Genomic DNA, 25,946 nt, shown 5'->3' with positions numbered 1-25,946 from the left:
CAGTTTTAGGTTGGAAGGGAATATCAGAGTTTTGCTCGTGGTTGAGTTCACTTTTTAATCAATATATTTCCAGTTTGCATACCACTTAATTGGTGTGTATTTCTTTGTTTTCTCAAAAGGTGAAATGCCTCTGAAAATGGAGTTTGCAACAATAAAAAAGCAGTGACAAAACGGCATACGGTGATTACTTTTGGAATCAATCTCTCCTTATTGGTTGGACCCTATTAAGAGTGAGCGTTTTAATTACCGGTTAGACACTGGAGTATGTTGTGAAAGTGGTGCCAAGAGTGTTGTTAGGGTTAGTTGTTACTACCATAGTGACAGTATTGCTTTACTGGCAATTTGGCTCAGCAAAGCGTGTGGTTATTTCTCCTCAACACTATGCGTTTTTCACCACCAATGACCAAGCCGCGGGTGGTGCATCAACCAGTTCTATACTGACTGAAGGGAATACCGCGAAGATCGACTGCGAACTGATTGCCAGTGATTATGCATGGCCATATTGCGGAATTTCGATCCACCTTAATCCAGATCCCACTCTAGGTTTAGATCTGAGTGACATTCACACCATACGACTTAATGTGGATTTGCAGGGGCCGACTGCAGAGTCCGCAGGAATGCGTTTATATTTGCGTAATTTCAATTCGCTTTATTCTACGACTGATGATGAATATACCCATAAATACAATGGATTAGAGTTTACGCCAGGTGTGGGTAAAGGCCGTATCGAAATTCCCATTCGTAGTTTGCAAGTGATGACATGGTGGCTAGTCGATAACCGTATTCCCATTGAAAATTCAGCGCCTGAGTTTTCCAATGTCAATAAAATCGAGTTTGCAACAGGCTCGGGAAGCTCGTTAGGTCAATATCAATTGAAATTACATCAAGTTGAATTGATTGGTGATTATGTAGCAGGGGAGAAGCTTTTTTTAGCCATGTTGATCATGTGGGCAGCGGCTGGAGCTTGGTTATCTGCGTTAGAAATTCGCCGTAATCGCCGAGAGGTTTTGCGGGCTCGTATGCGCCAAGAACACTTACAGCGTTTAAATCATTCCCTGCATGAACAAAACATGAAGTTTGTTGAAATGGCACATCGCGATGCCTTGACTGGAGCGATTAATCGTCACGGCATCCGCGATTGGCTGCAAGATCAAGCACGCCTTGTGCGTTGGCAGTTAAACCAGTTTAGTGTGTTGTTCATCGATATTGATTACTTTAAAAAGGTCAATGATATCTATGGACATTCACTCGGTGATGATCTATTGCGTGAGTTCGCGTTGGTGCTCAACCGTGAAATCCGTGAGAGTGATAAATTGGTGCGTTGGGGCGGTGAGGAGTTTGTCGTGTTTTGTGCACAGACGAGTCTTGAGCAAGCGGTTGAGCTAGCGGATCGCTTGCGAGCAAGAGTTGAAGACCATCGCTGGATACACGGAGGGGATTTAACTTGCAGCATCGGGATTGCCCAGATGGGAGATGAGCGTGTCACCGAAACGGTTTCACGCGCTGATGAAGCTTTATATCGCGCTAAGCGACTCGGTCGAAATCGAATTGAAGTCCACTATGGGTTAATGGCTAATTCGAACTAGTCTCTTTTATTTATCACATCTTAGAATCTATAAATAACGACTCAGAGACTAGAACTTTGATGGTTACTGAGCGGGCGTTCCGCTCTCTTCTGTGGTTGGACTATTCTCAATTTCTGCTTCATTGCTCTCAACAATAATCGGCTCTTTCGGACCGAGGAATTTCGGTTGAGTATCAAAGATAAAAAGATCAAAAACCGCATAAGCACGAGCAAAGACTTCACGTAAACGGACTTTAAAACCGGAGTGGTTACTTGGGCCCGGAACGGCCAAACAAGAAGCTTGAATGTCTTGATAGTGAGCGATAAACAGTGCTCGTTCACAATGAAAACGCTGAGTGATGATCAAGAAATTATTGGTTTCGAAGATCTGTTTAGCACGCACAATCGAGTCCAAAGTTCGAAATCCCGCATAATCTAGAGAAATATTCTCTGCTGGGATCCCTGCACGCAATAAATCGCGCTTCATTGTCCAAGGCTCATTGTATGAACGGTGTGCATTGTCCCCGCTGAGCAGAAAATTTCGTACTTTTCCTTGTTGGTAGAGTTCAATAGCTGCATCAATACGGTTGGTGTAGTACTCGTTGAGAGTCTTACCTATGTATTTACTGGTGCCCAGAACAACAGCAACTTGGAAAGGCGGGGTATTTTGAGTGTCGTTAATGATGTTATTTTGGGTTTGCCAAGTCACCCAACGATCAATCCCTAACAGGCTCACTATCGAGACGACTGTTATGAACGATAAAGTACGAGCTAACTTACGCCATGGGAAATGACGCAATCGAGTTGCGACAGAAAAGGCGATTGAGCGCAGAGTTAGATTTGATGGTTTCTTTGTGCCCATAGGCCTATCACAACAAAACAGCTTACGATAACGGTCAGCATCATGCCGGAATCCAGTTGCGCGAGTGTCCGAGCAACGTAAGGGCTCGCTTTGATGATGATTAAACCGTATCCAAACGCGTTAATAAAGATAAACGCTAACGTGCGCACCAGAAAATGTTGATTCCGTAATATTCTACGCAAAAAGGCATTGATTTCACCACCGAGCATCACCAAAGAACAGGCGATTAATGCGGTTGAAATTTCGCTAAGGTAGGGCATTAGAGCCTGACCCGCAGGGGCAAGAAAAGTCAATAATTGCATCTGATTAAAAAGCCCCTGAAAGCAGGGGCTTCTCCATGAGATTAAAACGCAGTACGCTTGTAACGACGATAAACTGGTTGCCAGAAGTGTTGATCGATTGACGCTTCCAATGCTTCATCGGTAATTTCTGGTGCAACACCTTGTTCAATGGCTTTCTTCGCGACGGCGAAAGCAATTTTCTTTGACACTGAGTGAATCGATTCCAATGGCGGCAGTAGTGGACCATGACCATTAATCGCCAGTGGTGAGCAGCTTGCCAACGCACGACTCGATTCCATAAGCATCTCATCGGTTACGCGACGAGCATTTGCAGCCAGAACACCCAAGCCAATTCCTGGGAAAATATAGCTGTTATTGCATTGTACAATCGGGTAGGTTTTACCCTCGTGTAGTACGGGGTCAAATGGGCTACCGGTTGCCACCAAAGCTTCACCGTTAGTCCAGCGAATAATATCGCTTGGCAGTGCTTCCACTCGGCTTGTTGGATTAGACAGCGGGAATACAATTGGACGTGGGCAGTGCTGATGCATCTCTTTGATGATCTCTTCACTAAAGAGTCCCGGCGCACCAGAAACACCGACCAATACGGTAGGTTTAGCGTTACGAATCACATCATGCAGTGAGTAACCGTTGTTCTCGGTTGTCCAGTTTTGCGTGTTGGACTTCTTTTGAACCAAACGCTGTTGGAAATCGAGCAGATTTGGCATGCCTTCTTCCAATAGACCCCAACGGTCGACCATGTAAACTTGTGAGCGTGCTTGTTGATCACTGATCCCTTCAGACACCATTTGTGCGATGATCGCTTCCGCGATACCACAACCTGCGGAACCCGCACCCAAGAAGGTGATGCGCTGTTCACAAAGTTGGCTACCCGCAGCTTTGCATGCTGCAAGCAGTGAGCCCACAGTGACTGCTGCCGTACCTTGAATGTCATCGTTGAAGCAGCACACGCGGTTTTTATAGCGCTCAAGCAGCGGCATCGCGTTCTTTTGGGCAAAATCTTCAAACTGGATCAACGCATCAGGCCAACGACGTTGCACCGCTTGCATAAACTCTTCCACAAAGTTGTCGTAATCCGCCCCTGTGATACGCGGATGACGCCAGCCCATGTACATTGGGTCAGCAAGGCGTTGTGGATTGTTAGTACCCACATCAAGCACTACAGGCAGAGTGTATGCAGGGCTAATACCGCCACAAGCAGTATAGAGAGAGAGTTTACCGATTGGAATACCCATGCCGCCGATGCCTTGGTCACCAAGACCCAGAATACGTTCACCATCGGTGACTACAATTACTTTTACGTTATGGTTTGCCGCATTATTGAGCAAGTCATCGATACGATCACGGTTGGCATAAGAGATGAACAGACCGCGGCCACGACGGTAAATGTTAGAGAAATTCTCACATGCTGCACCCACGGTAGGGGTATAGATGATCGGCATCATCTCTGAAATATGGTTTTGCACTAAACGATAGAATAAAGTTTCGTTGGTATCTTGAATGTTGCGCAGATAAATGTGCTTATCCATATCACTCTCAAAACCGCGATATTGTTGGTATGCACGCACAACTTGCTCCTGAATGGTTTCAGTAGCTTCAGGCAATAACCCCTCTAGGTTAAAGGATGCGCGTTCTTCAGCACTGAAGGCGCTACCTTTGTTAAGCAGGGGGGTACTAAGAAGAGCAGGGCCTGCGTAGGAAATGTACAGCGGACGTTTATCGTTATTCATGTTCGGCCTATTGATTGGTAGGGTAGAAGTGAAACGCGAAAATGATACCGACTTGCTGGTTGGATTGTAAATAGACAAACCCATTGCAGCCATTGATTATCCTGCTTCTGTGCGCAAGCCCAGTGTTTAAAACATCCATTAAAATAGATTGTGAGTGATTTGCATACAATCCGTCTACTTTGCCTACAGATCGCAACATATTTATACGCTGGGAGAGGAATTATCTTTCTTCATCCAAATAACAGATTGAATATGGATTGAGGCTATTTTGTTTGAATAAGAAAATATTAATCAACAAGACACATATCATTTTAAAATTGTAGGTGCAGTGTTATCAGATTGGTTTTTATATAGCGATTAAAACCGATTGCCAGACATAACAGACTATTTTTTTATATCGTATTGCTATATAGGCAAGGTTGGTCAATAGTGGTTTTACTGTGTTGCCAATCGTGTCGGGGGACTGAATGGAAAAAGCAAGGATTAGCGCAGTGTTCGATTACACCACATTTTTAGGTGCATCATGTGCAAAAAAATGGACTTTCACTGAAGCGATAAGCTCATTTGCACCGATTTTTGGGATTGCTTGGATAGATGCAATAAAAGAGCAGCAAAGCCCTGAAGAACGATTATGGGATGTCGCACTAAAAAAGCTTTCTACTCGATGCAGTGATGAGTCTAATTTGATCGCGTTAGTGAAGCTGGCTAAGCAAGAAGGCATTGACGAGTTGACACTGGTGATGCCCTACGCACTTGATGAGCAGCAACTTACAACGATTCAAAGCAAAAGTGCTGCGCAGATTGAATCGACCAATCAAGACGAATTTCTTATTAAGTTGTAATGGCTTGAATGAAAGACATTACATATCGATCGATTAGGTAATATAAAGGGACGTTTTCGCCCCTTTATTCGCTTCATCATTCACTATATTGGTGCATGGCTTAGCGTTCTATGAGCCCGTATTCTTTGTCTAGAATATCAATGATCTCTTGCTTTGGCTGATTGCTAAGGTGAATCGGCTGCCCAGTAATTTTTTCTGCAATACCTAGATAGGTACGTGAGATATCGAGTAATGCTTCTAATGGTAAAGCATTATCGCGTGCGAGCGCTTCACGCTCTGGCATACGTTCTTTATTGAGCAGAATGTCTGGATCAGGGAAGTAGTTCAGCAAAAACTGGCGGAAGCCTTCTTTCGAGTTTTCAACAATCTTGCCTTGCTGATACTGCTCAGCGTCCCAAATACGTGATGAATCAGGTGTGCCCACTTCATCCATATAGATCAGATTTTGTTGCCCTTGCTTATCAGTCACATAGCCAAACTCAAATTTGGTATCGACAAAAATTTGTCCCACCTCCTTTAATGCTTCACTGATTACAGCAAAGCCTTGCTTGAGCAGTGTCTCGTAATGGTCAATGTCTTGTGGCTGACTGAAGTTAAATGCCGTGTAGTTGTTTTCAATATCATGGCGCGAGATATTCACATCATCAGCTTCAGGTACTCCAGGAATGCCACGTAAAATACCTTTGGTGGATGGTGTCATTAGCAACTCTGGCAGTTGGCTATCTTTTTCTAACCCTTCAGGCAAAGTGATACCACAGAACTCACGCTCACCTTTTGTATAGGCGCGCCACATCGAACCGGTGATGTATTGACGACAAATCGCTTCAATTTTGATTGGCTGCGCTTTTTGCACAATCCAAACAAATGGATGTGGGATGTCGAGAATGTGACTATCGGCTAAGCCGTTTTGTTGGAACAGTTTGAACCAGTGATTAGAAATTGCATTGAGTGCAGCTCCTTTACCAGGGACCCCATGAACCCCTCCTTCAGCATGCCAAATACAATCAAATGCTGAAATTCGATCGCTAATCACCATGATGGCGAGTGGTGCATCATCGGCAACGGGGTAACCTTTCTCTTTAATCAGGCGTTGACTATCTTGCTCCGTCAGCCAGTACACCGAGCGAACTTTTCCGCTGTGTACTGGTTGATGAGTGCGAATGGGGAGGTCGTCATTGACGGCAAGGACTTGATCTGCAAGGCTCATTGAGACATTCCTATTTAAATTCAAACATCGTTTTGCAATTTTACTTGGTAGAAAATCGCAGGCTGAGCGCATAATACCAGAACTAATTTCTGCCGCCAGATAAAAAGCAAACGTTTGCTTTGTTTTTATTTTCTTATGAAAACGGGGCAGTCAGTGCAACGAATAAGTAGAGTGCCTGATAAAAAACAGTTCACAATCATGTTGTTTAGCAAACTGAAGTAACTGCTTTTGAGTGACCAAGTCTATCGAACTGGAGGCGACAATAGCACTAGCCGTTTGACAAGCAATCGCTTTAGCCACTATTTCAGCTTCGGAGTGTCGTTTAGAGGCTTTAAGGTGCACTATTTTACCGCAATTAATATTCTGCTCGCTCAATGCTGTAGTGTTTGGGCGTTGGCACTGTGCTGTATAGAGAATCCATTGTGAACGCAGAGATAAATGAGCGAGTCGCTGCATAAGGTTAGCTTCACTGTTTAGGTCAATGTTTGGACGTAACGCACTTGATGTACGTGATGGTGGTAGTCCGAAATGTTTGAATTCAGTGTGTAACATAATACTGTCTCTCCATACATGCTGTATGTAAATACAGTATTGTTGATTGGGTGGTTTTGCAACTCTTTTTTGGATAAAAAAAAATCAGAGATGGGGTCTTAAATGGTGGTTTTTTGTTTAAGATGTTGTTTTTTATTGAGTTGTTTTTAATGCGAAAGGAGTGGGTGTGAATTGTACGGATTGTATTTTTTGTGAGCTGCATCCGAAGCTTAATCTCTGGTTATACAGCGGCAGATGAAAACAGAAAAAGCGCCATAAAGGCGCTTTTTCAAAGGAAAAGGATGGGTAGGTCATCGGATGGCTTGTTGTTTTTCTCGGAATGCCATTTCAGCTAAATTAAATTGCCGTACATCCATACGAGCGAATTCATTACAGGTTTCACATGAGTGATGGGCTTTGCCATCAACATATTCATGTCTTGTTAGTCGTTTTGGTTGCTTACACCAATCGCAAATACCTTCTACGCTATACATTGTTTTCTCCCACCGTGACAGGCGTAAATCTCGCGCGGATTATGGCATGCTTTAATTCAAAAAGTTAACTATTTGTAATTATCCTTGTGAAGGAGATCGATTGCGTAAGCGCTGATTTTTCAAGGTTTAGATGAGCATTTCTAGGGCTTACGCTTGTTTTTGTAACGATCTGTTAACTGCGTCCATCACGATTTTAACCGCGCTATTTAATCGCTTCATTTCTTCATCACTGCCATGCAGATCTGGATGGTAGATTTTTGATAACTGTTTATAGCGTAGCTTGATGGTTTTCACATCCAGTGGTTGGTTTTGATGAAATCCCATCAAAGAAAATGCAATGGCGACTTTGTGCCCATCGAGGTCGGTGCTTTGGTTTTGCTGTAGACGTTTACACTCTAGGTAAAGATGATCAAGCTGCTGTTTTTGCCTTTTGATAATAAATTGCTGTTCTTTCCATTTGGCTTCGTAGTCGAGTCCGGAGGTGGGATGTGCAGTTTTATATACTCTGCGCCAGATCATGCGAATGACAATGATCGCTAGCAAGATGACCAAAGTGGTCAGGGTGGGGAGTATCCAGTCACTGTTGAGCGCTTGCTCCGTTTTTGGGGTCGGTAGTGTTGGTGGTTTACTGAGGTCTTGATCGATGACTTTATCTAATTGATCGATACTGTTTAGCTGCTTTTCACGTTGTTGGTTGAATTTTTGCTCTAGCAAGCGAGCGTAACCTTGTTCTGCTGCAGAGTCATGATTAGCATTAACTCGATACCAGATTTCAGCTAAATCGAGTGGCTCAATTGGCGTTGAGTGTTGTTCATACCATTTTGCTAAGGTTGTGCTGGCTTGGGCATTACCAGTGAGTGCGAGTTTGATAAGCCAGTACTGGGCTTGTAGGGCATCTTTCTCTACTCCTTGCCCTGTTATAAAAGCGTTCGCTACTTGTGCGATTGCGGCAGGATGATTTTGCTCAGCTGCCTGTAAAAACCAATAGAAAGCTTCATTCAAATTTTGCGGGACAGACGTGCCAGATTGATAGGCGATCGCGAGTTGGAATTGAGCTTGTGGTTCACGTTCCTTGGCCAGTTTGATGAGCTCAGTGATACCATCGGCTGCCGCAAGTGGAAATGAAAACAGCAAAATTAGCCACAAATTCCGAAAACGCATGGTTTTTCTTTCCCTGAAAAAAGACAAGAAGCCCAGTGAATACTGGGCTATTTATTCTGCGATGGAAAGTGCTGAATGTTGACTGCAAAATCCATCGCTTTGGCAACATTACACTCTATTTGAGTGGCAGAATTTGAATTTCAACGCGGCGGTTGCAAGCGCGTCCTTCTGCAGTGCTATTTGAGCATAGAGGGAAACGCTCACCATTGCCACGCGCGATTGCACGGCCAGCTGCAACGCCCTGAGAAAGCAAGAATGCACGCACTGATTCAGCACGCTTCTCCGAAAGCACTTGGTTGGTGGTATCACTGCCTGTGCTATCAGTATGACCTTCAATCACTAGACTAGTGTCAGGGTATTCGACCAGAATACGCGCAACTCCACGTAAAGTTTTGTGGATATAAGAATCGAGCTGATAGGAGCTGCTAGTAAAACCGATGCCGTTTTCCATGCGTAGCATCAGTTGATTTTCACCGACACGTACCACTTGAACCCCGGAATCCAATAACGCTTTGCGTAACTCGGCTTCTTGTTGATCAAAATAGTATCCAATACCACCACCAACCGCTGCTCCACCTGCGGCTCCAATTAATGCGTGTTTACGACGTTCTTTGGCATCATCGCCTGTCGCTAACCCAACTGCAGCACCTGCGATCGCACCTAGCAAGGCGCCTTTGGTTGCCGAGTTTGTTTCTGTTTCACCTGTCGTGGCATTTTGGCGTTGAGTCGCCTGACAGCCAGACAATGCCACCACAGCTGCTAACAATAAAGTTGCTTTATTCAACACATTCTCTCCAGTTATTGAATATTGAATGATATGACGCGCAATAAACGAGAAATTGCCTAATACGTCAATTGGCGGATTGTGCTTTTGACCAATCTCTTACAAATGCTTATTCAAGCAGCTTTGGTGCTTGTGCGCCGTGAATAGGGCGATTGACGGAGACGCGGCGGCCTTTTTTAAGGCCAGTCTCATAATCCGCAGTGAGATTCTTCATTGCTTCTCTGAGCTGTTGTTTAAAGGTTTCGCGGTCGATATTTTCGAATTCTTTATCAATATAACTATTGATTTTGTTCATAGAATCTTCGTCCGGAGTGATGATCGGCAGCTTTTCTAAAGCACCTTCAATCCAGCCTGAAACAAAAGAATTAACTCGACGAGTGACTTCCAATGAGGATGTCCCTGACCCAGCAAAACTGTTACGAAATTGCCCTGTTTGCTCATTCATCTCGCGGTAAATAATGTCAAAAGCGAATGCCGCAAAAATGGCGCGATCCGCTTCACCGATAAACTCAACGCGTTTTAGGCCTTTGTGGTTGATGAGCACTGCCTCAACTCCAAAGCGTGTGTTGATGCCACGGATCACCCGTAAAATGCCAGAGGAAATGCTCGCTGGAAGTAAATGGGTTGACTGTGTTTTTCCCATTTTGATGAACTCAATATCATCTTTATCGAGGCCATATTTTAGCATCAGGTTATGCGCCATTTTGATCGCGTTCGCGGCTTCATTAATGTTGGCGGAGTTTCCTAGCTCTAGGCATTTAGCGATTTTTTTAAGGGCTTTTTGTTTATCCATTGGCAAGTAAAACAGCTTCGGTACGGCTTAAGAAAAGTCCGACATTCTAGCGTTTTTACTCAGAGAGGAAAAGGGAAGAGGCCATATCTTACGAGATGGCCTCTCATTTAATTTTGGATTGAGCCGGTGTTTAGATTCCGAGTTGGTCAAGTAAATCAGCTGCTTCATCCTCTGATTTTGGAGTAGCTGCAGGCGCGAGAGATTTCTTTTGCTGTAGTGCTGCTTCTAAAATGTCGTCAGGGCTTTCGTCTTCTTGAACATCAAATTCTTCTAGTTGGATAAATTCAGTTTTGTCCATCGCTAGCTCAAGGTAAAAAATATTGTTATTCGCAGTGGAGAACGTTACTCGGCGTGCTTGTGGACGGTCAAGGTTGGTATCTACCGATAAGATCACCTGTTTGTTCAGAGAAAGCATTTTGGGCTGGTTTTGAGTGATATTGGTTTGTAGTTCTTTGCGTACTTTGTTAGTGAAATCGCCCACTAGCTGGTTCATTAATTCACCCAGTACATCACCCACTTCATCTGAAGTATGCAGTACCGCGAGTTCATCTTCTGGCATGCCCATGTTGCGCATGTAATTGGTGTAAACCTCAAGCGCAGCTTTGGCAGTAAAGTTGATGACCACGAGACCGGTAAAACCCCCATCAAACAATACAAAACAGCCGAAGTCAGGTTTCAGTGAGGTTTTATTAATTTTTTGTACCATTGCAGAATAGTGAATCGGTGAATTCGTTGCGGACGTGAGAACCGTAGAAACCGATTGGCACAGCATAAGTAGGATATCTTCCGTTGTTACTATTTGATTTTTTTTCATCGTTTTTTCCATACAGTTCTAAATAAGCGAAATAACAGAATGGGTCAGCAATAAACAAAGTTGAAAAAATTCTGTTTCCCCCCATTCTGGCATTCAGATTCTGATTTGATCACCATTTTAAATGTTGTAAAGTGACCAAATTCAAAGATTATTCTTTAAAATCCAACAATAACCCAAAGCTGATTGGATCAGCGTAGTAGGGGCAGGAAGCAAATGTTACCAAGACTTCATCACCAATCCGACGTTGATCCGGTGGTTTTAACTTTTTTACACGAGTTAAATGCCGCAGGGTTTTCTGGCGATATTGAAACCCAATACTCCAGCCGCCTTGCGGTGGCGACGGACAACAGCGTCTACCAACAATTGCCTCAGGCGGTTGTTCATCCTAAATCTACCTCAGATGTAGTCCTTATAGGAAAGATTAGTTCAAAACCTGAATTTGAGAGAGTGACTTTTTCACCTCGTGGTGGTGGTACGGGGACCAATGGTCAATCACTGACCAAGGGAGTAGTGGTCGATCTTTCGCGCCATATGAATCGCATCTTAGAGATTAATCCACAGGAAGGTTGGGTGCGAGTGCAGGCTGGGGTAGTCAAAGATCAACTTAATGACGCAGTTCGCCCTCATGGCTTTTTCTTTTCACCAGATCTTTCGACCAGTAACCGCGCGACGCTTGGCGGGATGGTTAACACTGATGCCTCAGGCCAGGGGTCGCTACAATATGGCAAAACGTCAGATCATGTGCTCTCGCTGCAAGCAGTATTTGCCGATGGTTCTCTGCTAGAAACCGATCTCTCACAAGGATTACCTGAAGAACACAGTTTTGCGGCGCAAGCCATGCAAGTCGCCGAACAGGTTTGCCGAACCAAGCGTGAGCAAATTGTCGCGAAATTTCCGCCGCTTAACCGTTTTCTCACTGGCTACGATTTAAAAAATGCTTTGAATGAAGCGGAAGATCGCTTTGATATCACCCGGGTATTGTGTGGCGCAGAAGGTTCACTGGCATTTATCACCGAAGCTAAACTCAATTTAACGCCAATCCCCAAAGCTCGCACTTTGGTGAATGTGAAATACGACAGCTTTGATTCCGCACTGCGTAATGCACCGTTGATGGTTGAAGCGAAAGCTTTGTCGGTAGAAACCGTTGACTCGAAAGTTCTCAATCTTGCCAAAGAAGACATTATTTGGCACAGCGTAAAAGACTTGCTGGCCGATGTGCCGGGCAAAGAGATGCAAGGCATCAATATGGTCGAATACGCAGGCCAAGACAGCGCGCAGATTAATGAGCAAGTCGCACAATTAACCGCGCGCCTTGATGAGATGATGGCTAACCAGCAAGCGGGAATTATCGGCTACCAAGTGTGCAGTGACTTGGCGAGCATCAACCGTATTTACAACATGCGTAAAAAAGCGGTGGGCTTGCTCGGTGCGGCGAAAGGCCGTGCTAAACCGGTCGCGTTTACCGAAGATACTTGTGTGCCACCGGAAAACTTGGCTGATTTTATTGTCGAATTTCGCGCACTGCTCGATTCCAAAAATCTGGCTTACGGCATGTTTGGGCATGTGGATGCGGGCGTATTGCATGTGCGCCCAGCGCTTGACCTGTGTGACCCAAAACAAGAACTGTTGATGCGTGAAATCTCCGATCAAGTGGTCAAGCTGGTGGCTAAATATGGCGGCTTGATGTGGGGAGAGCACGGCAAAGGTTATCGCTCTGAGTACGGCCCAGAATTTTTTGGTGAGGAGCTGTTCACCGAACTGCGTCGTGTGAAAGCGGCGTTTGACCCTCACAACAAAATGAATCCGGGCAAAATTTGTACCCCGCTGGATACGCCGTTTGAGCTGGTAAAAGTCTCCGACACTAAACGCGGTTTTTACGATCGCCAAATCGATGTCAAAGTGCGTGACAGCTTTAAACAAGCGATGGAGTGTAACGGTAACGGTTTGTGCTTTAACTACGAAATCAGTTCTCCCATGTGTCCATCAATGAAGGTGACGGCAGATCGTCGACATTCACCAAAAGGGCGTGCTGGGTTGGTGCGTGAATGGTTACGACAACTGACCGAGCAGGGGATTGATATCCTCGATCTTGAGAAAGCCACTTTAGAATCTTCCCCAAGCATCAAGTCAATGCTTGATCGTGTTCGTCACGCTTTTAGCAAAGATAAACAGTATGATTTTTCTCATGAAGTTTATGAGGTGATGAATGGTTGTTTGGCCTGTAAGGCCTGTGCAAGCCAGTGCCCGATTAAGGTGGATGTGCCCAGTTTCCGCTCGCGTTTTCTGAATATCTATCACAGCCGTTATCCGCGTCCAGTCAAAGATTATTTAGTCGCGAATATCGAAACCTTATTACCTGTGATGGTGAAGGCTCCGCAACTGGTGAATAGCGTGTTAGCACAATCTTCGGTGCAGAAGTTAACCGCTAAAACGGTGGGTTATGTCGATGCGCCACTCTTGTCGGTACCGACACTCGCGCAGCGTTTGCAACGTCATCCCGTTGTCCTGTTTGATATGCAGCGTTTGGCGGGGTTATCGCAAGAAGAGCGCGAGCAACATGTGTTGATTGTGCAAGATCCGTTTACCAGTTATTACGATGCGGATGTGGTCGAAGATTTTGTCGCCCTGCTGCTTAAATTAGGCAAAAAACCAGTATTGTTGCCGTTTAAACCCAATGGCAAAGCGCAACATATTAAAGGCTTTCTACGCCAATTTCGTTCGACGGCAGCGAATACCGCGGCATTTCTGACTCAAGTCGCGGATCTCAATATCCCGCTAGTGGGCGTCGACCCAGCTTTGGTGCTTTGCTATCGCGATGAGTATGTTGAAATATTAGGCAAAGAGCGCGGCGAGTTTTCGGTTCTGACGGTTCATGAATGGCTCAAACCACGTCTGTCGCAGTTTACGCCTCAAGTAACCGATGTACAGCCTTGGTATTTATTGGCGCACTGTACGGAGAAAACCAAGCTGCCGAATGCGGAAAAAGAGTGGGTGGAGATCTTCCGCCACTTTGGTACGCAGCTCAATGCGGTGGCGGTAGGTTGCTGTGGCATGGCGGGTACCTTTGGTCATGAGGTGGATAAATTAGTCATGTCTCGCGATATTTACGATTTGAGTTGGCAACCCGCATTAGCGTCGCTACCGAAAGAGCGCTGTTTGGTCACCGGTTACTCGTGTCGTAGCCAAGTGAAACGGTTTGAGCAAATCAAACCTAAGCATCCGTTGCAGGCTCTGTTACACTTGCTATAAACAGAATGCCCAGTGACTCCACTGGGCTTTTTCATTCAGTTGAATTGAGGTGATTATGAAAAATTTAGAATTAAAGGTTCCTCCCGTTGCGGTTTTTCTGGTGGCCTTGGCGTTGATTCATCTCTCTTCCATTCTATTTCCAACGTTAACCATTACACTACCGTGGCCAAGCCTAGTGATGGCGCTCTGTTTTTGCAGCTCAGGTTTCTGGGGGATTGCAGGTTTGTTGGAGTTTCGTCGTTTTAAAACGACGGTGAACCCTATGGCTCCGGATCTCGCGGCCACTGTGGTAGACAGCGGCGTTTTTGCACTCAGTCGTAATCCTATGTATCTCGGCTTACTGCTCCTGCTGTTTGGGCTTGCTTACTGGCAAGAAAACGCTCTCAGCTTGGTGATAGTTGGCGGCTTTGTGCTGTACATGAATCAATACCAAATCGAGCCTGAAGAGCGGATTTTAGAAGCTAAGTTTGGCGAGGCTTATTTGCACTATAAAAAACGGGTTAGGCGTTGGTTGTAAGCTTATAAGCGTTCGAGAATCGCAGTAAATTTAGGTTTGCTCGCAATATTAGGCGAAAAAAACGCACAACCTTCGGTTATTTTGATTGGTTGAAATAATATCTTTATGAAAAAAGATATTTTTGATAAATCAAAGGGCTAGGTTGTGAAAAAGGCTTATACATTATTGGCGTGCTCGATCATGCCACTATTTTTTCCTGCAATACTTCACGCTGAATCAGCAGCGAGTGTTTCTCCACGTATTATCAATGGTTCTGACGCCGCCATAGGCGATTGGCCTTCGATTGTGGCTTTGGTGAAACGTAACCAAAATGCATTCGACGGACAATTTTGTGGGGGCAGCTTTTTGGGTGGTCGTTATGTGTTGACGGCAGCGCACTGTGTAGAGTTTATGGACCCCGAGAAACTGGATGTTGTGATTGGAATTAATAACTTACACAACGAAAATCGCGAGGGAATTCGTGTTCCAGTTCGACGCATTTATGTCCATGAAGACTACCGTAATACGAATTTAATTAATGATATTGCGGTGTTAGAACTTGCGAATGAGGTTGCTTCACCGGCAATGGTGATCGCTGATGCTGCAACACGAGCATCAACGGGAGCGGGAACTCGTATGAGTGTCGCGGGTTGGGGAACTACCGCTCCATCTGGTTCTGCCGTGTACCCGACAGTATTACAACAAGTGGATGTTGAGCTACAAGACCAAAACGTCTGTTATGGTGCTATGTCTCCACTCAACCCCTCAGGTATGTCTGCCAGTGAAGACTCAACGAGTTTCTGCGCTGGAACCTCGAATAATTCAGATTCTTGTCGCGGTGATTCAGGTGGCCCGCTGATCATTACCTCGAGTGGTGTTCAGCTAGGTATTGTTAGCTGGGGTTCGAATGTTTGTGCTTCGAATGGCACTTATGGTGTTTATACTAATATCAGTTATTTTTCAGATTGGCTGGCAGCAAAAACCAGTGGTTTTAGTTATCAACAGTACATCAATTTAAACCCCATGCCGTTAGAAGCATTCAGTCGTACCTTTACTTACAATAACTTTAGTAGTAGCCCATTAACGTATTCCATGATTGAAGGTGTTGATAATCCTTATGCTCCAGCGAGGGTGACGGCTAATGGCTGTGAGAACCAAACCCTGAATACGAATGAGAGCTGTGATATCACAGTCCAATTCAACCCACAATTTTACCTCAACTATGAACATAACATTGAGGTGAGCTTTTTAGAAAACGGCATCACATATAAAACCGCTAAAACGACCGTTACTTATAAGGCGATGAGATATGCGGACTTAGATGTGATGGATGCACTCGCCAATATTCCGAGAGTCGATATTTTAAGTAGTGAATTTGCTTGGATTGGATCTGGCAGTGGGCTACGTTCTGGATTTATTGGGGATTCACAGAACTCAGAGTTGGTTATTAGAGGGGTTCCAAGAGGCAAACTGTCTTTCGATTATCGAATGTCATCGGAAAACACAGATAGATTTGAGTTGTATTTAAATGGTGAGTATCAAGGTCGAGCTTCTGGGTATGCCGCTGGTTCCGTTACGCTGAAGATGCTTGATGCGAATAATATTGTTGAATTCCGTTATATTAAAGATGAGAGTTATGCTGTCGGGGAAGATGGTGTATTTATTACGAATATTCGTTATTCCTCCAATTTGTCCACTGATAGCTCCTCAAGTTCGGGCTCCTCAGGTGGTGGCTCCATCGGCTGGTTTGGTTTGTTGCTATTCGTCCCGTTGTGGATGAGAAGAAAAGCTTCTTGATTATTAATTGCGAATATAAAAATAACCCGCTGTGCGCGGGTTATTTTTTTGCGTTAGATTTAGATGTTCTACGAATTATGCCGCTTGCTCAATTTGGCTGAGAAAAGCCTCTTTGCGCTCATTGAAACGATTTACGAGATCATCAATTTCCGCTTGGTCATAAGGTTTTAAACCACTGGCCACCATACGCTTAAGTCCTTTTCCTACCACTTGTCCTTCTTCTTTGAAGGCGAAGTTGAGTGTTACTAAGCCACGTTTGCCATCGACATCAAAGGTCGCACCGGTAAATTCTACTTCCGGATGGGTGAGATCAAGTCGGGAAAATTCCACTTCCATTGACTCATAAATCACTAATGGACGCTGACAGTTGATCATCATCTGCTGCTCTTCCATCAACGGCACCATGATGTGCGGGAAGTTCATTCCAGAAAACTGCACATAGCTGGTGACCACATGCTCAATGAAGGCAGGGTTACGGTTAACTTGGCCTTCATGCGACATATGTAGGTATTCTTTGCCATTCGCATCCACTACCGCACTTTCTAGTTCACACTTGTTTTCAATATGCAAAGCAACGCCATCGCTCACCATACCTGAGAAGTCAAAACGCATCTTCTGGCTAATGCCTTCTTTTTGCAGCAGTACGGCAAAAAGCAAATCGCCTGGTACGCAGAAACGCTTGCTGTCTTCGTCATGGATTGGGTTGAAATCGCCTGCCACCAGTTTGGCAAAGTGGCTAGCCTGTTGGCGAGTAAATTGAAATTGGTGTTGTTGGGTTGAATGGTATGCCGTCAGAAACATGGTTATCGCTATCTAAACTAAACTGCGGGCATTATAGGACAGAATCTCGCAATCATTGGTCTATCCAGTGGATATGTTCTTTTTATTTGAAGTTGCCACGTCAAGCGGTTTTAGCATAAGAGCCCCAGAGGGGCTCTTGAAATGTTGATTTGTCAGTCATTTAGTGCTGGCTTGGCAGTAGCTGCTCTGGCATCAAACGGTTGTGTACTGCGAGTAGTAGTAGGGCATTGGCTTTTTCGATATCCGGCGCAAAATAGCGGTCTTTATCGTAAAACGGTACTTTTTCACGCAGTATTTGCCTTGCTTCCTCAATGCGTGGTGAGGACTTCAATGGCGCACGAAAATCCAATCCTTGCGCGGCTGCAAGGTATTCCACCGCCAAAATACCACGAGTATTTTCGCCCATGTCACGCAGTCTGCGTGCGGCAAAGGTGGCCATGGAAACGTGATCTTCTTGGTTGGCTGAAGTCGGTAAACTGTCCACTGACGCAGGATGCGCAAGGGTTTTGTTCTCACTGGCTAAGGCGGCTGCAGTGACTTGCGCAATCATAAAGCCGGAGTTAACCCCACCATTGTCGACCAAAAAGGGCGGTAATTTACTCAGTGCGCTGTCAATCAGCAGTGCCATGCGACGCTCGGATAGGCTGCCGATTTCGGCAATTGCCAGTGCCAAGTTATCTGCGGCCATGGCGACAGGTTCAGCATGGAAATTGCCACCAGAGATGATGTCGCCATCATCGGCAAACACGAGTGGGTTATCAGAAACCGAGTTGGCTTCCACTTCCAACACCTCAGCTGCACTCCGAATTTGCTGCAAGCAAGCCCCCATGACTTGCGGTTGGCAGCGCAGAGAGTAAGGATCTTGCACTTTTTCACAATTGCTGTGGGATTGGCCAATTTCGCTGCTGACATCGAGCAGGTGACGATACGCTGTTGCAGCATCCATTTGGGTACGATGCCCACGCACGCGGTGGATACGCGGATCGAAGGGGCGACGGCTGCCTAGCGCAGCTTCGACTGACATCGCGCCACAAACGGTGGCTGAGGCAAACAAATCTTCTGCAACAAATAACCCTTCCAAAGCAAAAGCCGTGGAGGCTTGAGTGCCGTTGAGTAGCGCTAGCCCTTCTTTTGGCGCGAGGGTGATTGGCTCTAGCCCTGCAATTTTCATCGCTTCCAGACCGGAAATGATTTTGCCGTTGTAACGGGCTTGGCCTTCGCCGAGCAACACTGTGCTCATGTGAGCCAGCGGCGCAAGATCGCCCGATGCGCCAACCGAGCCTTTTTTCGGTACGCAAGGATAAATCTGGTTATTGACGAGCTCGATCAAAGCTTGGATGACTTCAAGACGGATACCGGAATAGCCACGCGCCAAGCTGTTGATTTTAAGTAGCATCATCAAACGAACAGTTTCATCCGACATCAGCTCGCCGATGCCCGCTGCATGAGAAAGCACGATGCTCTTTTGCAGCGTTTCCAAATCTTGCGAGGCAATTTTGGTGTTGGCGAGCAAGCCAAATCCGGTATTGATACCGTAAACGGTACGTCCTTCGCTGATCACTTGTTCCACCACTTGGGCGCTTTCGGCAATCGCAGGAATCGCTTCCGGATCGAGGGATAACACCACGGGTGAACGGCTCACTTGACGCAACTGTTTTAAGCTGAGTTGGCCGGGTTTAATCATCAGGTGCAACATGGTTTCTTTCCTCACTTGAGTTTGGCCAGCTCGGCGTTGAGCATAGGTAAGTCGAGTTTTTGTTGTTCTGCACAGCGTTTGGCGATGTCATAGCCTGCATCAGCATGGCGCATTACGCCTGTGGCTGGGTCATTGTGCAGTACACGAGCGATACGTTCGGCGGCATCATCACTGCCATCACAGCAAATCACCATGCCGGAATGCTGTGAGAACCCCATACCTACGCCACCACCGTGGTGCAGAGAAACCCAAGTTGCTCCGGCTGCGGTGTTGAGTAGGGCATTGAGCAGTGGCCAATCAGAGACTGCATCTGAACCATCGAGCATGCCTTCTGTTTCGCGGTTCGGGCTAGCGACTGAGCCTGAATCGAGGTGATCACGGCCAATCACGATTGGCGCTTTGAGCTCGCCATTTTTCACCATTTCGTTAAAGGCTAAGCCTAAGCGAGCGCGATCTTTTAAACCCACCCAGCAAATACGAGCCGGTAAACCTTGGAAGTGGATTCGCTCACGCGCCATATCCAGCCAGTTATGCAGATGTGGGTTGTCAGGGATCAGCTCTTTGACTTTTTGATCGGTTTTGTAAATGTCTTCCGGATCGCCAGAGAGTGCTGCCCAGCGGAACGGACCTATCCCTTCACAGAATAGGGGACGAATATAGGCCGGCACAAAACCGGGGAAGTCGAACGCATTGGTAACACCTTCTTCCAGCGCCATTTGGCGAATGTTATTGCCATAGTCCAGCGTCGCAGCGCCGCGAGCTTGCAAATCAAGCATGGCGCGCACTTGGATCGCCATCGAAGCTTTGGCAGCGTTGACGACTTCAGCTTCATTTTGTTGACGCATCTGCGCGGCTTTTTCCATGCTCCAGCCGAGTGGCAAATAGCCATTGAGTGGATCGTGTGCCGACGTTTGATCCGTCACCACATCAGGGGTGATGTTGCGTTTGACTAATTCGGGGAAGACGTCGGCAGCATTACCCAGTAAGCCGACAGAAATCGGACGATCGGTATCGGCGATCATTGCGAGCGCTTCATCAAGCGTGTTGGCTTTTTTGTCGACATAACCAGTGCGCAGACGATAGTCGATGCGTGATTCATCACACTCCACCGCAATCATCGAGAATCCTGCCATCGTAGCCGCCAAGGGTTGCGCGCCGCCCATGCCGCCCAAGCCGCCAGTCAAAACCCAACGGCCTTTGGCATCACCATTGAAATGCTTTTTCGCAACCGCGACAAACGTCTCGTAAGTGCCTTGCACTATGCCTTGCGAGCCAATGTAAATCCAAGAACCTGCCGTCATCTGGCCGTACATTATCAAGCCTTGCTTATCGAGCTCGTTGAAATGTTCCCAGTTTGCCCAGTGTGGTACTAAGTTGGAGTTGGCAATCAACACACGTGGCGCATTTTTGTGGGTTGGGAAAACCCCCACCGGTTTACCCGATTGCACCAGTAAAGTCTGGTCATCTTCGAGGCGCTCCAGCACTTCGACGATTTTATCAAAGCACTCCCAGTTACGCGCCGCACGGCCAATGCCACCATACACCACCAACGCATGAGGATGTTCAGCCACATCGGGGTCGAGGTTATTCATCAGCATGCGAAGTGGGGCTTCAGTGAGCCAAGATTTGGCGCGCAACTGCGTACCACGAGGGGCGCGAATGGTGCGCTGAGTGTCCAGTCTTTTTCCTTGTGCAGATGACTGTGTCATGTTGAGACTCCTTTTGATTCACGGGTGGCTGATGGATTGCACTTGTTCGGCCATCGCGTTAGCAATGTCCCAACACAAACGGGCTGCTAAGCGCGCCGTATGTTGATCGATATCGAAACTCGGGTTGTACTCGGCGATATCGGCAATCATCAGTTTGTTTTTGTAATGAAGAATTCGGTCGAAATAGGGGGCAAGCGCTTCTATGCTCACACCACGCGCGGCAGGCGCACTCACACCGGGCGCGCTGGATGCCGGAAACACGTCCAGATCAATGGTGAGATAGAGGTAATCACAATCATCAATAAAGTGTTGTAATTGAGTAAGGTGATAGTTGAGTGACAAAGACGAAAAGGCTTTGTCTTCAACATACCAAACACCCAGTTTATCTGCGCGTTCAAACAGCGCGGGCGTGTTGCTGGCGCGGCTCACCCCTAGGCAAGCGTAATGAAAATCCCAACCTTGCTGCTGGCAAAAATGGTGGATTTGATTAAATGGCGTGCCTGAGCTTGGGCGCACCGGAACGAACTCTGTTTCAAACCCAGATTCAAACGCACGTAAGTCAAAATGCGCATCAAAATTGATGATGCCGATCCGTGGTTGCTTTACGCCTGTTGCCAAGAAATGTTGTGCTAAACCCTGAAAGGTTGCCCAAGCAATCTCGTGTCCGCCACCGAGCACGATGGCTCGCGCATTAGGTAAGGCATGGCTGATGATTTGCGCGCAATCTTGCTGAGCTTGTTCTAATTCATCACCCTCACAGCGAATGTTGCCCAAATCGTAAATGGGTGTTGGATGGTGCCACGCCAGATTGGCCAGCGCTTGCTTGATCAGGTTGGGAGCATGCTTGGCTCCGGTGCGACCTTTGTTGCGTTCAACGCCCGCATCACACTCAAAACCGATCAGCGCTACCCCTTGAGGCTGATTGGCTAGCTCGTCCACTTGAATTGGACAAGCGATATGGTGCACACGACGCCCAGCTTGACCGTCTTCGGCATCATGGCGGCCTTGCCATTGGTAAGTGTGCTCTGTGGTGAGGTTAGGATTCATAGCTCAGCTCTCCATTAACCATGCGTGCATGCAGGCGAGAAATGCCGACTTGATAGCTCAGCTCGGCAGGGTGCTCGATATTCCAAATCGCCAAATCAGCATCGTAGCCTTCTGCTATTTGTCCACGGTTTGCAGCGTAACCCAAGGCTTGCGCTGCATGGCAAGTAACACCGCGTAGTGTCTCTTCCGGTGTTAGGCCAAACAAGGTACAGCCCATATTCATCATCAGAGATAAATCGGCGAAGGGTGAGGTGCCGGGATTTAAATCGGTGGATATCGCCATGGGTACGCGGTGCTGGCGTAGCCATTCAATTGGCGGCTTCTGGGTTTCACGCAAAAAGTAGAATGCGCCGGGAAGCAAGGTCGCGACCGTGTTGGATTGCGATAAAGCTTTCACGCCCGCTTCATCAAGGTATTCGATATGGTCAACCGAGAGTCCCCCCATGCGAGCGGTGAGTGCGCTGCCACCTAAGTTAGAAAGCTGCTCAGTATGACCTTTGATTTGCAAGCCATGCGCTTGCGCGGCATGAAACACGCGTTCAGTTTGCGCCACGCTAAAACCAATCGACTCACAAAACACATCCACGCTGGTGGCCAGTTGCTCCTGTGCGACAAGCGGAATGATCTCTTGGCAAATATGCGCGATATAGTCATCACTACGGCCTTGAAATTCAGGAGGCAGTGCGTGCGCGGCAAGTAATGTGGTGGTGATTTTGACGCGGCGATGCTGCTCCAGCGCTTTGGCGGCACGCAGCATTTTAAGTTCATCCTTGAGCGTTAAACCGTAGCCGGATTTCACTTCAACGGATGTCACACCGCTACGCAGCAGGCCATCCAAACGCGGTAGCGCCAGCTCGATCAACTCTTCTTCACTGGCTTGACGGGTCGCGTTAACGGTAGAAAGAATGCCTCCGCCTTGGGTGGCGATGGTTTGGTAGGGCACGCCTTGTAAACGCAGTTCAAACTCATGGGCACGACTGCCGGCATAAACCAAGTGGGTGTGGCAATCAATCAATCCCGGTGTGACTAATTTACCTGTACACGAGATAGGATGTGCATCGCTGGGTAGGTCAATATCTTGCCCTATGTGCTCAATCCTACCCTGATTAATCACCACGGTTTGTGGTTCAGTAACTTGATAACCTAGCGACCCCGGTTGCATGGTTACTAAACGCGCTTCGGTTAACACACAATTCATCGCTTTCCATCCAGATATCGACATGTCAAATGTATATACAAATAAATAGTGGAAAGCGTGAAAGTTCGCAACTTGAATGTTGCGAAAATGTGATCATGTGGGACTATTGGTTAAAGAGGACTTTCGAGCTGAGTTTATAACGCGATCCCGGATGATAGAGCAGGGCTGAGCTAACCAGCTTGTCACCACTCCAAGTGCGGCGATTGAGTAGCAAACAAGGTTCATTTGCAGCGAGTGCAAGGGCTTGTTTGACATGTGCATCTGCAACGATGGCTTCGACCGTGTGCTCAATCGCGCTCAGTGGACAGTTTTGCGACAAATATTGATTAGGCGTAATTTGCGTAAAGTCTTGGTCTAAATAGTGTGGTGCAGAAAGGCTATTCACCCAGCGCACCTCCAGTTGCATTGGGATGTCGTTAGCGTAGTGAATGATTTCACTGTAAAACACTGGGCTACCCACCATTACACCGAGCTTGATGGCGACAGCTTCATCCGCATTCAGTGCACGCTGTTCAACCACTTTGTTGTGATACTGCTTACCGCGACTGAGGATTTCATCAGCGATGTTGCGAATATCCAGCAAAGGTGATTCTGCTTTCTCTTCTGCCGCGCAAACAAAGGTGCCCAAGCGTGGACGGCGCTGTAATTTGCCTTCACTGACCAGATCGCGCAGCGCTTTGTTGACTGTCATGCGGCTGACTCCGAATTGCTCCGTTAACTCTAATTCGGTTGGGGTACGATAGCCGACAGGCCAACGACCCGACTCGATGTTATCGAGCATAAATTGTTTGATTTGCAGGTAGCGTGGTGACAAGTTTCAACTCTTTCAAAAAATCATTTGCATAGACAAATCATTTCTTTGAAATCGGTGTTTTGCAACTTTTTATGTTTAAGTTGCCACATTGCGCAGATTTTTAGGGTGTGATTGTGCTTGATATTGATGGAGCTAAAAGAGCAACGCCAGCTTGAAAGCTGGCGTTGCGAAGTTTAGTCACGCTTCCACAGCATATGACAAAACTTCTGATCTGGGTCACGACTGATCAGCATGCGCGCGAATACATCGTCCAGCACATCGTTCTCTTCGTTCACCAGACCAATGCGAACTTCGGCGTAGATTTCCTTATCGACTTCAAAGCCCACTTGATCATCCCAGTCATCGCCGACATCAACCATTTCAGCCGCGCCGCGATCGTCAAACTGTGCCGTGAACAGAATCACATCCACGGGTTCGAGGTTATCTGGCGCCATCTCTAGGAAAATGTCGTATGCGGTATCAATGGTGTCGTCGATAGAAATTAGCTCAGCCATAAGATTACGCTCGGTTCATGAATTTGCGTTCAGCAGTATTGATAACGATACGATCGCCCGTTGCAATGTACTCTGGAACTTGAACCACTAATCCAGTCGGCATACGCGCTGGTTTAGTACGAGAAGACGCTGAAGCACCTTTGATTGATGGGTCAGTTTCTTCAATCGCCATTTCAACGGAAGATGGCAGTTCAATCGCAACTGCTTCACCGTCAACCAATACTACGCTCATGCCTTGAATTTCTTCAGTGATGAACAGCAGTTCGTCTTCGATTTCATCTTTCTTAAAGTTGTATGGGGTGTAGTCGTCATTGTTCATGAAGACATACTCATCGCCATCAATGTAAGAGAAAGAGATCGGGCGTTTGTTCATTTCTACGGTGTCGAGCACGTCGTCAGATTTGTAACGCTCATCTACGCGAGCGCCAGTATTGAGGTCAGTACAACGCAGTTTGTAGATTTTTGAACCGCCGCGGCCACCTGGAGTGGTCACTTCGATGTCTTTGATCAGCAGAGTTTTACCGTTAGAAACGATGGCAAAACCTTTTTTCAGTTCACTTGCCTTTGGCATGAAATATATCCTTCGTGTAAAAAGTGGCAGCATTATAACTAAAGGTCGGGGGGAAAAGGAATATCTCTCCTTAGGTTGCGTTTTGTCTCACGAGTTGCATGATGAAGAGCTAACCGGAGTGATGCTTTGCTAAGCAATAAAACGGTGAGCTATTGATTGATAGCCGCGCATCGTGGAACATATGGGCTCTGCATATCAAGTGAGTACGTGAACGGTATGACTCTGCCGGTGATTGACCCGAAACAGCCTTTTCAACCTGAATACCAAAGCGCGATTGCCGATTTGGTACGCTTTTGGCGAGCAGGGGCAGGGCAGGCGCTGCACAGCATCTATCTTTACGGCAGTGTGGCGCGCAAAACGGCGCAACCCAATCGTTCTAACTTGGATGTGGTGGTGGTCACTCATGGATCTTTTGAAGAAAATCGTGCCACATTAATCAACACGATTCGTTGGCGTTTTCAAAAAAGTTATCCGTGGATCACTGATGTATCCATCAAACTTGCAACGGTTGAAGAAATCGCGACTTTAGAGGCGATTTTCTCTTGGGGTTTTATGCTGCGCCATTGCTGCGTGTGTGTATATGGCGATGATCTGGCGGAGTGTTTTGGTCATTACGAACCGAGTTGGGAAATTGCCAAACATTGGAATATGGATGTGGGGGATTGGCTTGCCTATTACCGAGATAAAATTGCTAAAGCGGCTAATCAACAAGAGCAGATCAATGCTCAGCAGATGGTGGCCAAAAAACTGCTGCGTGCCAGTTACTCACTGATCATGTATCGCGACAAACAATGGTTTGACGACCCCATTGAGTGTGGAACTCAATTCTTACGCTATCACCCAGAGAAGCAACTTGAGATCGAACGCCTTGGTTTGCTGTTAAAACCCCGTGCGATTCCCAAACGCTCGGTGGTTGGTCTGCTCGATAGTTTTGGCCCTTGGCTTGTTTCTCAATATCAAAAAACCGAATTCCGGATCGGCTGAATCATT

At 46.6% G+C, this 25,946-nt stretch carries 24 protein-coding genes; 6 read left to right on the top strand and 18 right to left on the bottom strand.

The window, feature by feature from the left end:
* The first annotated feature begins 269 nt into the window (after positions 1-269).
* Entirely contained in the window at positions 270-1,586 is a 1,317-nt protein-coding gene (locus VOA_RS12320) for a GGDEF domain-containing protein (RefSeq protein ID WP_000869773.1), read from the top strand.
* Positions 1,587-1,649: 63 nt separating this feature from the next.
* Here the strand turns inward: VOA_RS12320 and VOA_RS0117500 are convergent, their stop codons facing one another.
* The 3 genes from VOA_RS0117500 to VOA_RS12330 are packed head-to-tail and all read right to left on the bottom strand — an operon-like array spanning position 1,650 to position 4,458.
* A complete protein-coding gene (locus tag VOA_RS0117500) occupies positions 1,650-2,426 on the bottom strand; it encodes a SanA/YdcF family protein (protein WP_032468169.1) in 777 nt (258 codons plus the stop codon).
* A complete protein-coding gene (locus VOA_RS12325) occupies positions 2,399-2,728 on the bottom strand; it encodes a DUF3392 domain-containing protein (RefSeq protein ID WP_001176418.1) in 330 nt (109 codons plus the stop codon). Before VOA_RS12325 ends, VOA_RS0117500 begins: the two co-directional genes overlap by 28 nt.
* 41 nt (positions 2,729-2,769) lie before the next feature.
* The gene (locus VOA_RS12330; RefSeq protein ID WP_009355827.1) at positions 2,770-4,458 is read right to left on the bottom strand and encodes an NAD-dependent malic enzyme; all 1,689 of its coding nucleotides are present in this window, start codon (positions 4,456-4,458) and stop codon (positions 2,770-2,772) included.
* 491 nt (positions 4,459-4,949) lie between these two features.
* Here VOA_RS12330 and VOA_RS12335 point away from each other — a divergent pair, with 491 nt between their 5' ends.
* Positions 4,950-5,300 (top strand): hypothetical protein, encoded by a 351-nt coding sequence (locus VOA_RS12335; RefSeq protein ID WP_000460962.1) that lies wholly within the window; start codon positions 4,950-4,952, stop codon positions 5,298-5,300.
* 100 nt (positions 5,301-5,400) lie between these two features.
* Here VOA_RS12335 and VOA_RS12340 read toward each other — a convergent pair whose 3' ends face one another.
* The 7 genes from VOA_RS12340 to VOA_RS12365 form a co-directional block, all read right to left on the bottom strand.
* On the bottom strand, positions 5,401-6,507 hold the full coding sequence (locus tag VOA_RS12340; protein ID WP_000050050.1) for a phosphoribosylaminoimidazolesuccinocarboxamide synthase: 1,107 nt from the start codon (positions 6,505-6,507) through the stop codon (positions 5,401-5,403).
* Between the two features lie 150 nt (positions 6,508-6,657).
* Positions 6,658-7,059: a hypothetical protein gene (locus VOA_RS20000; protein ID WP_000903298.1), complete on the bottom strand. Its 402-nt coding sequence runs from the start codon at positions 7,057-7,059 to the stop codon at positions 6,658-6,660.
* Positions 7,060-7,349: 290 nt separating this feature from the next.
* Positions 7,350-7,532, bottom strand: coding sequence for a hypothetical protein (locus tag VOA_RS12345; protein ID WP_009355826.1), 183 nt, complete (start codon positions 7,530-7,532; stop codon positions 7,350-7,352).
* A 147-nt stretch (positions 7,533-7,679) separates the two neighbouring features.
* A complete protein-coding gene (locus VOA_RS12350; RefSeq protein ID WP_001212204.1) occupies positions 7,680-8,693 on the bottom strand; it encodes a J domain-containing protein in 1,014 nt (337 codons plus the stop codon).
* A gap of 115 nt (positions 8,694-8,808) precedes the next feature.
* Positions 8,809-9,477: an OmpA family protein gene (locus VOA_RS12355; protein ID WP_032468209.1), complete on the bottom strand. Its 669-nt coding sequence runs from the start codon at positions 9,475-9,477 to the stop codon at positions 8,809-8,811.
* 109 nt (positions 9,478-9,586) lie between these two features.
* On the bottom strand, positions 9,587-10,270 hold the full coding sequence (locus VOA_RS12360) for a DUF2786 domain-containing protein (protein ID WP_000360770.1): 684 nt from the start codon (positions 10,268-10,270) through the stop codon (positions 9,587-9,589).
* Positions 10,271-10,400: 130 nt separating this feature from the next.
* The gene (locus VOA_RS12365) at positions 10,401-11,084 is read right to left on the bottom strand and encodes a DUF3334 family protein (protein WP_000742112.1); all 684 of its coding nucleotides are present in this window, start codon (positions 11,082-11,084) and stop codon (positions 10,401-10,403) included.
* A 213-nt stretch (positions 11,085-11,297) separates the two neighbouring features.
* Between VOA_RS12365 and ydiJ the strand changes: the two genes are divergently transcribed.
* From ydiJ to VOA_RS12380, 3 genes are all read left to right on the top strand, one after another.
* Positions 11,298-14,333 carry a D-2-hydroxyglutarate dehydrogenase YdiJ gene (gene ydiJ, locus VOA_RS12370; RefSeq protein ID WP_000937694.1) on the top strand — a complete coding sequence of 1,012 codons (3,036 nt, stop codon included), beginning with the start codon at positions 11,298-11,300 and terminating at the stop codon, positions 14,331-14,333.
* A 55-nt stretch (positions 14,334-14,388) separates the two neighbouring features.
* On the top strand, positions 14,389-14,850 hold the full coding sequence (locus VOA_RS12375) for a methyltransferase family protein (RefSeq protein WP_000792735.1): 462 nt from the start codon (positions 14,389-14,391) through the stop codon (positions 14,848-14,850).
* Between the two features lie 144 nt (positions 14,851-14,994).
* Positions 14,995-16,626: a S1 family peptidase gene (locus tag VOA_RS12380; RefSeq protein ID WP_032468167.1), complete on the top strand. Its 1,632-nt coding sequence runs from the start codon at positions 14,995-14,997 to the stop codon at positions 16,624-16,626.
* A gap of 75 nt (positions 16,627-16,701) precedes the next feature.
* Here VOA_RS12380 and VOA_RS12385 read toward each other — a convergent pair whose 3' ends face one another.
* From VOA_RS12385 to yeiP, 8 genes are all read right to left on the bottom strand, one after another.
* Complete coding sequence (locus tag VOA_RS12385) at positions 16,702-17,427, bottom strand: DUF3581 domain-containing protein (RefSeq protein WP_000480161.1); 726 nt, start codon at positions 17,425-17,427, stop codon at positions 16,702-16,704.
* 160 nt (positions 17,428-17,587) lie between these two features.
* Entirely contained in the window at positions 17,588-19,123 is a 1,536-nt protein-coding gene (hutH, locus tag VOA_RS12390) for a histidine ammonia-lyase (protein ID WP_000902911.1), read from the bottom strand.
* An 11-nt stretch (positions 19,124-19,134) separates the two neighbouring features.
* Positions 19,135-20,832, bottom strand: coding sequence for a urocanate hydratase (gene hutU / locus VOA_RS12395; protein ID WP_000194588.1), 1,698 nt, complete (start codon positions 20,830-20,832; stop codon positions 19,135-19,137).
* 18 nt (positions 20,833-20,850) lie between these two features.
* The gene (hutG, locus tag VOA_RS12400; protein WP_001069134.1) at positions 20,851-21,879 is read right to left on the bottom strand and encodes a formimidoylglutamase; all 1,029 of its coding nucleotides are present in this window, start codon (positions 21,877-21,879) and stop codon (positions 20,851-20,853) included.
* Positions 21,869-23,077, bottom strand: coding sequence for an imidazolonepropionase (hutI, locus tag VOA_RS12405; RefSeq protein WP_000995886.1), 1,209 nt, complete (start codon positions 23,075-23,077; stop codon positions 21,869-21,871). The genes hutG and hutI overlap by 11 nt, the downstream gene beginning before the upstream one ends.
* Before the next feature lie 103 nt (positions 23,078-23,180).
* Complete coding sequence (gene hutC / locus VOA_RS12410) at positions 23,181-23,891, bottom strand: histidine utilization repressor (RefSeq protein WP_000075028.1); 711 nt, start codon at positions 23,889-23,891, stop codon at positions 23,181-23,183.
* Between the two features lie 173 nt (positions 23,892-24,064).
* Complete coding sequence (locus VOA_RS12415; protein WP_000818873.1) at positions 24,065-24,385, bottom strand: HI1450 family dsDNA-mimic protein; 321 nt, start codon at positions 24,383-24,385, stop codon at positions 24,065-24,067.
* 4 nt (positions 24,386-24,389) lie between these two features.
* Positions 24,390-24,956, bottom strand: a complete 567-nt coding sequence (gene yeiP / locus VOA_RS12420) for an elongation factor P-like protein YeiP (protein WP_001123592.1) — start codon at positions 24,954-24,956, stop codon at positions 24,390-24,392.
* Between the two features lie 216 nt (positions 24,957-25,172).
* Here yeiP and VOA_RS0117490 point away from each other — a divergent pair, with 216 nt between their 5' ends.
* Positions 25,173-25,940: a nucleotidyltransferase domain-containing protein gene (locus VOA_RS0117490; RefSeq protein ID WP_000174742.1), complete on the top strand. Its 768-nt coding sequence runs from the start codon at positions 25,173-25,175 to the stop codon at positions 25,938-25,940.
* Positions 25,941-25,946: the final 6 nt, after the last annotated feature.

Origin of the sequence: Vibrio sp. RC586, from assembly GCF_000176715.1 — a bacterium.
GTDB lineage: Bacteria > Pseudomonadota > Gammaproteobacteria > Enterobacterales > Vibrionaceae > Vibrio.
This window is presented reverse-complemented; position numbering and strand designations above follow the sequence as displayed.

Bases quoted from the DNA above. Each gene is read 5' to 3' on its own strand.
- VOA_RS12375 (WP_000792735.1), top strand. From the start codon at position 14,389: ATGAAAAATTTAGAATTAAAGGTTCCTCCCGTTGCGGTTTTTCTGGTG.
- VOA_RS20000 (WP_000903298.1), bottom strand. From the start codon at position 7,059: ATGTTACACACTGAATTCAAACATTTCGGACTACCACCATCACGTACA.
- VOA_RS12345 (WP_009355826.1), bottom strand. From the start codon at position 7,532: ATGTATAGCGTAGAAGGTATTTGCGATTGGTGTAAGCAACCAAAACGA.
- yeiP (WP_001123592.1), bottom strand. From the start codon at position 24,956: ATGCCAAAGGCAAGTGAACTGAAAAAAGGTTTTGCCATCGTTTCTAAC.
- ydiJ (WP_000937694.1), top strand. From the start codon at position 11,298: ATGTTACCAAGACTTCATCACCAATCCGACGTTGATCCGGTGGTTTTA.
- VOA_RS12385 (WP_000480161.1), bottom strand. From the start codon at position 17,427: ATGTTTCTGACGGCATACCATTCAACCCAACAACACCAATTTCAATTT.
- VOA_RS12360 (WP_000360770.1), bottom strand. From the start codon at position 10,270: ATGGATAAACAAAAAGCCCTTAAAAAAATCGCTAAATGCCTAGAGCTA.
- VOA_RS0117500 (WP_032468169.1), bottom strand. From the start codon at position 2,426: ATGGGCACAAAGAAACCATCAAATCTAACTCTGCGCTCAATCGCCTTT.
- hutH (WP_000902911.1), bottom strand. From the start codon at position 19,123: ATGTTGCACCTGATGATTAAACCCGGCCAACTCAGCTTAAAACAGTTG.
- hutI (WP_000995886.1), bottom strand. From the start codon at position 23,077: ATGAATTGTGTGTTAACCGAAGCGCGTTTAGTAACCATGCAACCGGGG.
- VOA_RS12330 (WP_009355827.1), bottom strand. From the start codon at position 4,458: ATGAATAACGATAAACGTCCGCTGTACATTTCCTACGCAGGCCCTGCT.
- VOA_RS12365 (WP_000742112.1), bottom strand. From the start codon at position 11,084: ATGAAAAAAAATCAAATAGTAACAACGGAAGATATCCTACTTATGCTG.
- VOA_RS12340 (WP_000050050.1), bottom strand. From the start codon at position 6,507: ATGAGCCTTGCAGATCAAGTCCTTGCCGTCAATGACGACCTCCCCATT.
- VOA_RS12415 (WP_000818873.1), bottom strand. From the start codon at position 24,385: ATGGCTGAGCTAATTTCTATCGACGACACCATTGATACCGCATACGAC.
- VOA_RS0117490 (WP_000174742.1), top strand. From the start codon at position 25,173: ATGACTCTGCCGGTGATTGACCCGAAACAGCCTTTTCAACCTGAATAC.
- VOA_RS12350 (WP_001212204.1), bottom strand. From the start codon at position 8,693: ATGCGTTTTCGGAATTTGTGGCTAATTTTGCTGTTTTCATTTCCACTT.
- hutG (WP_001069134.1), bottom strand. From the start codon at position 21,879: ATGAATCCTAACCTCACCACAGAGCACACTTACCAATGGCAAGGCCGC.
- hutU (WP_000194588.1), bottom strand. From the start codon at position 20,832: ATGACACAGTCATCTGCACAAGGAAAAAGACTGGACACTCAGCGCACC.
- VOA_RS12325 (WP_001176418.1), bottom strand. From the start codon at position 2,728: ATGCAATTATTGACTTTTCTTGCCCCTGCGGGTCAGGCTCTAATGCCC.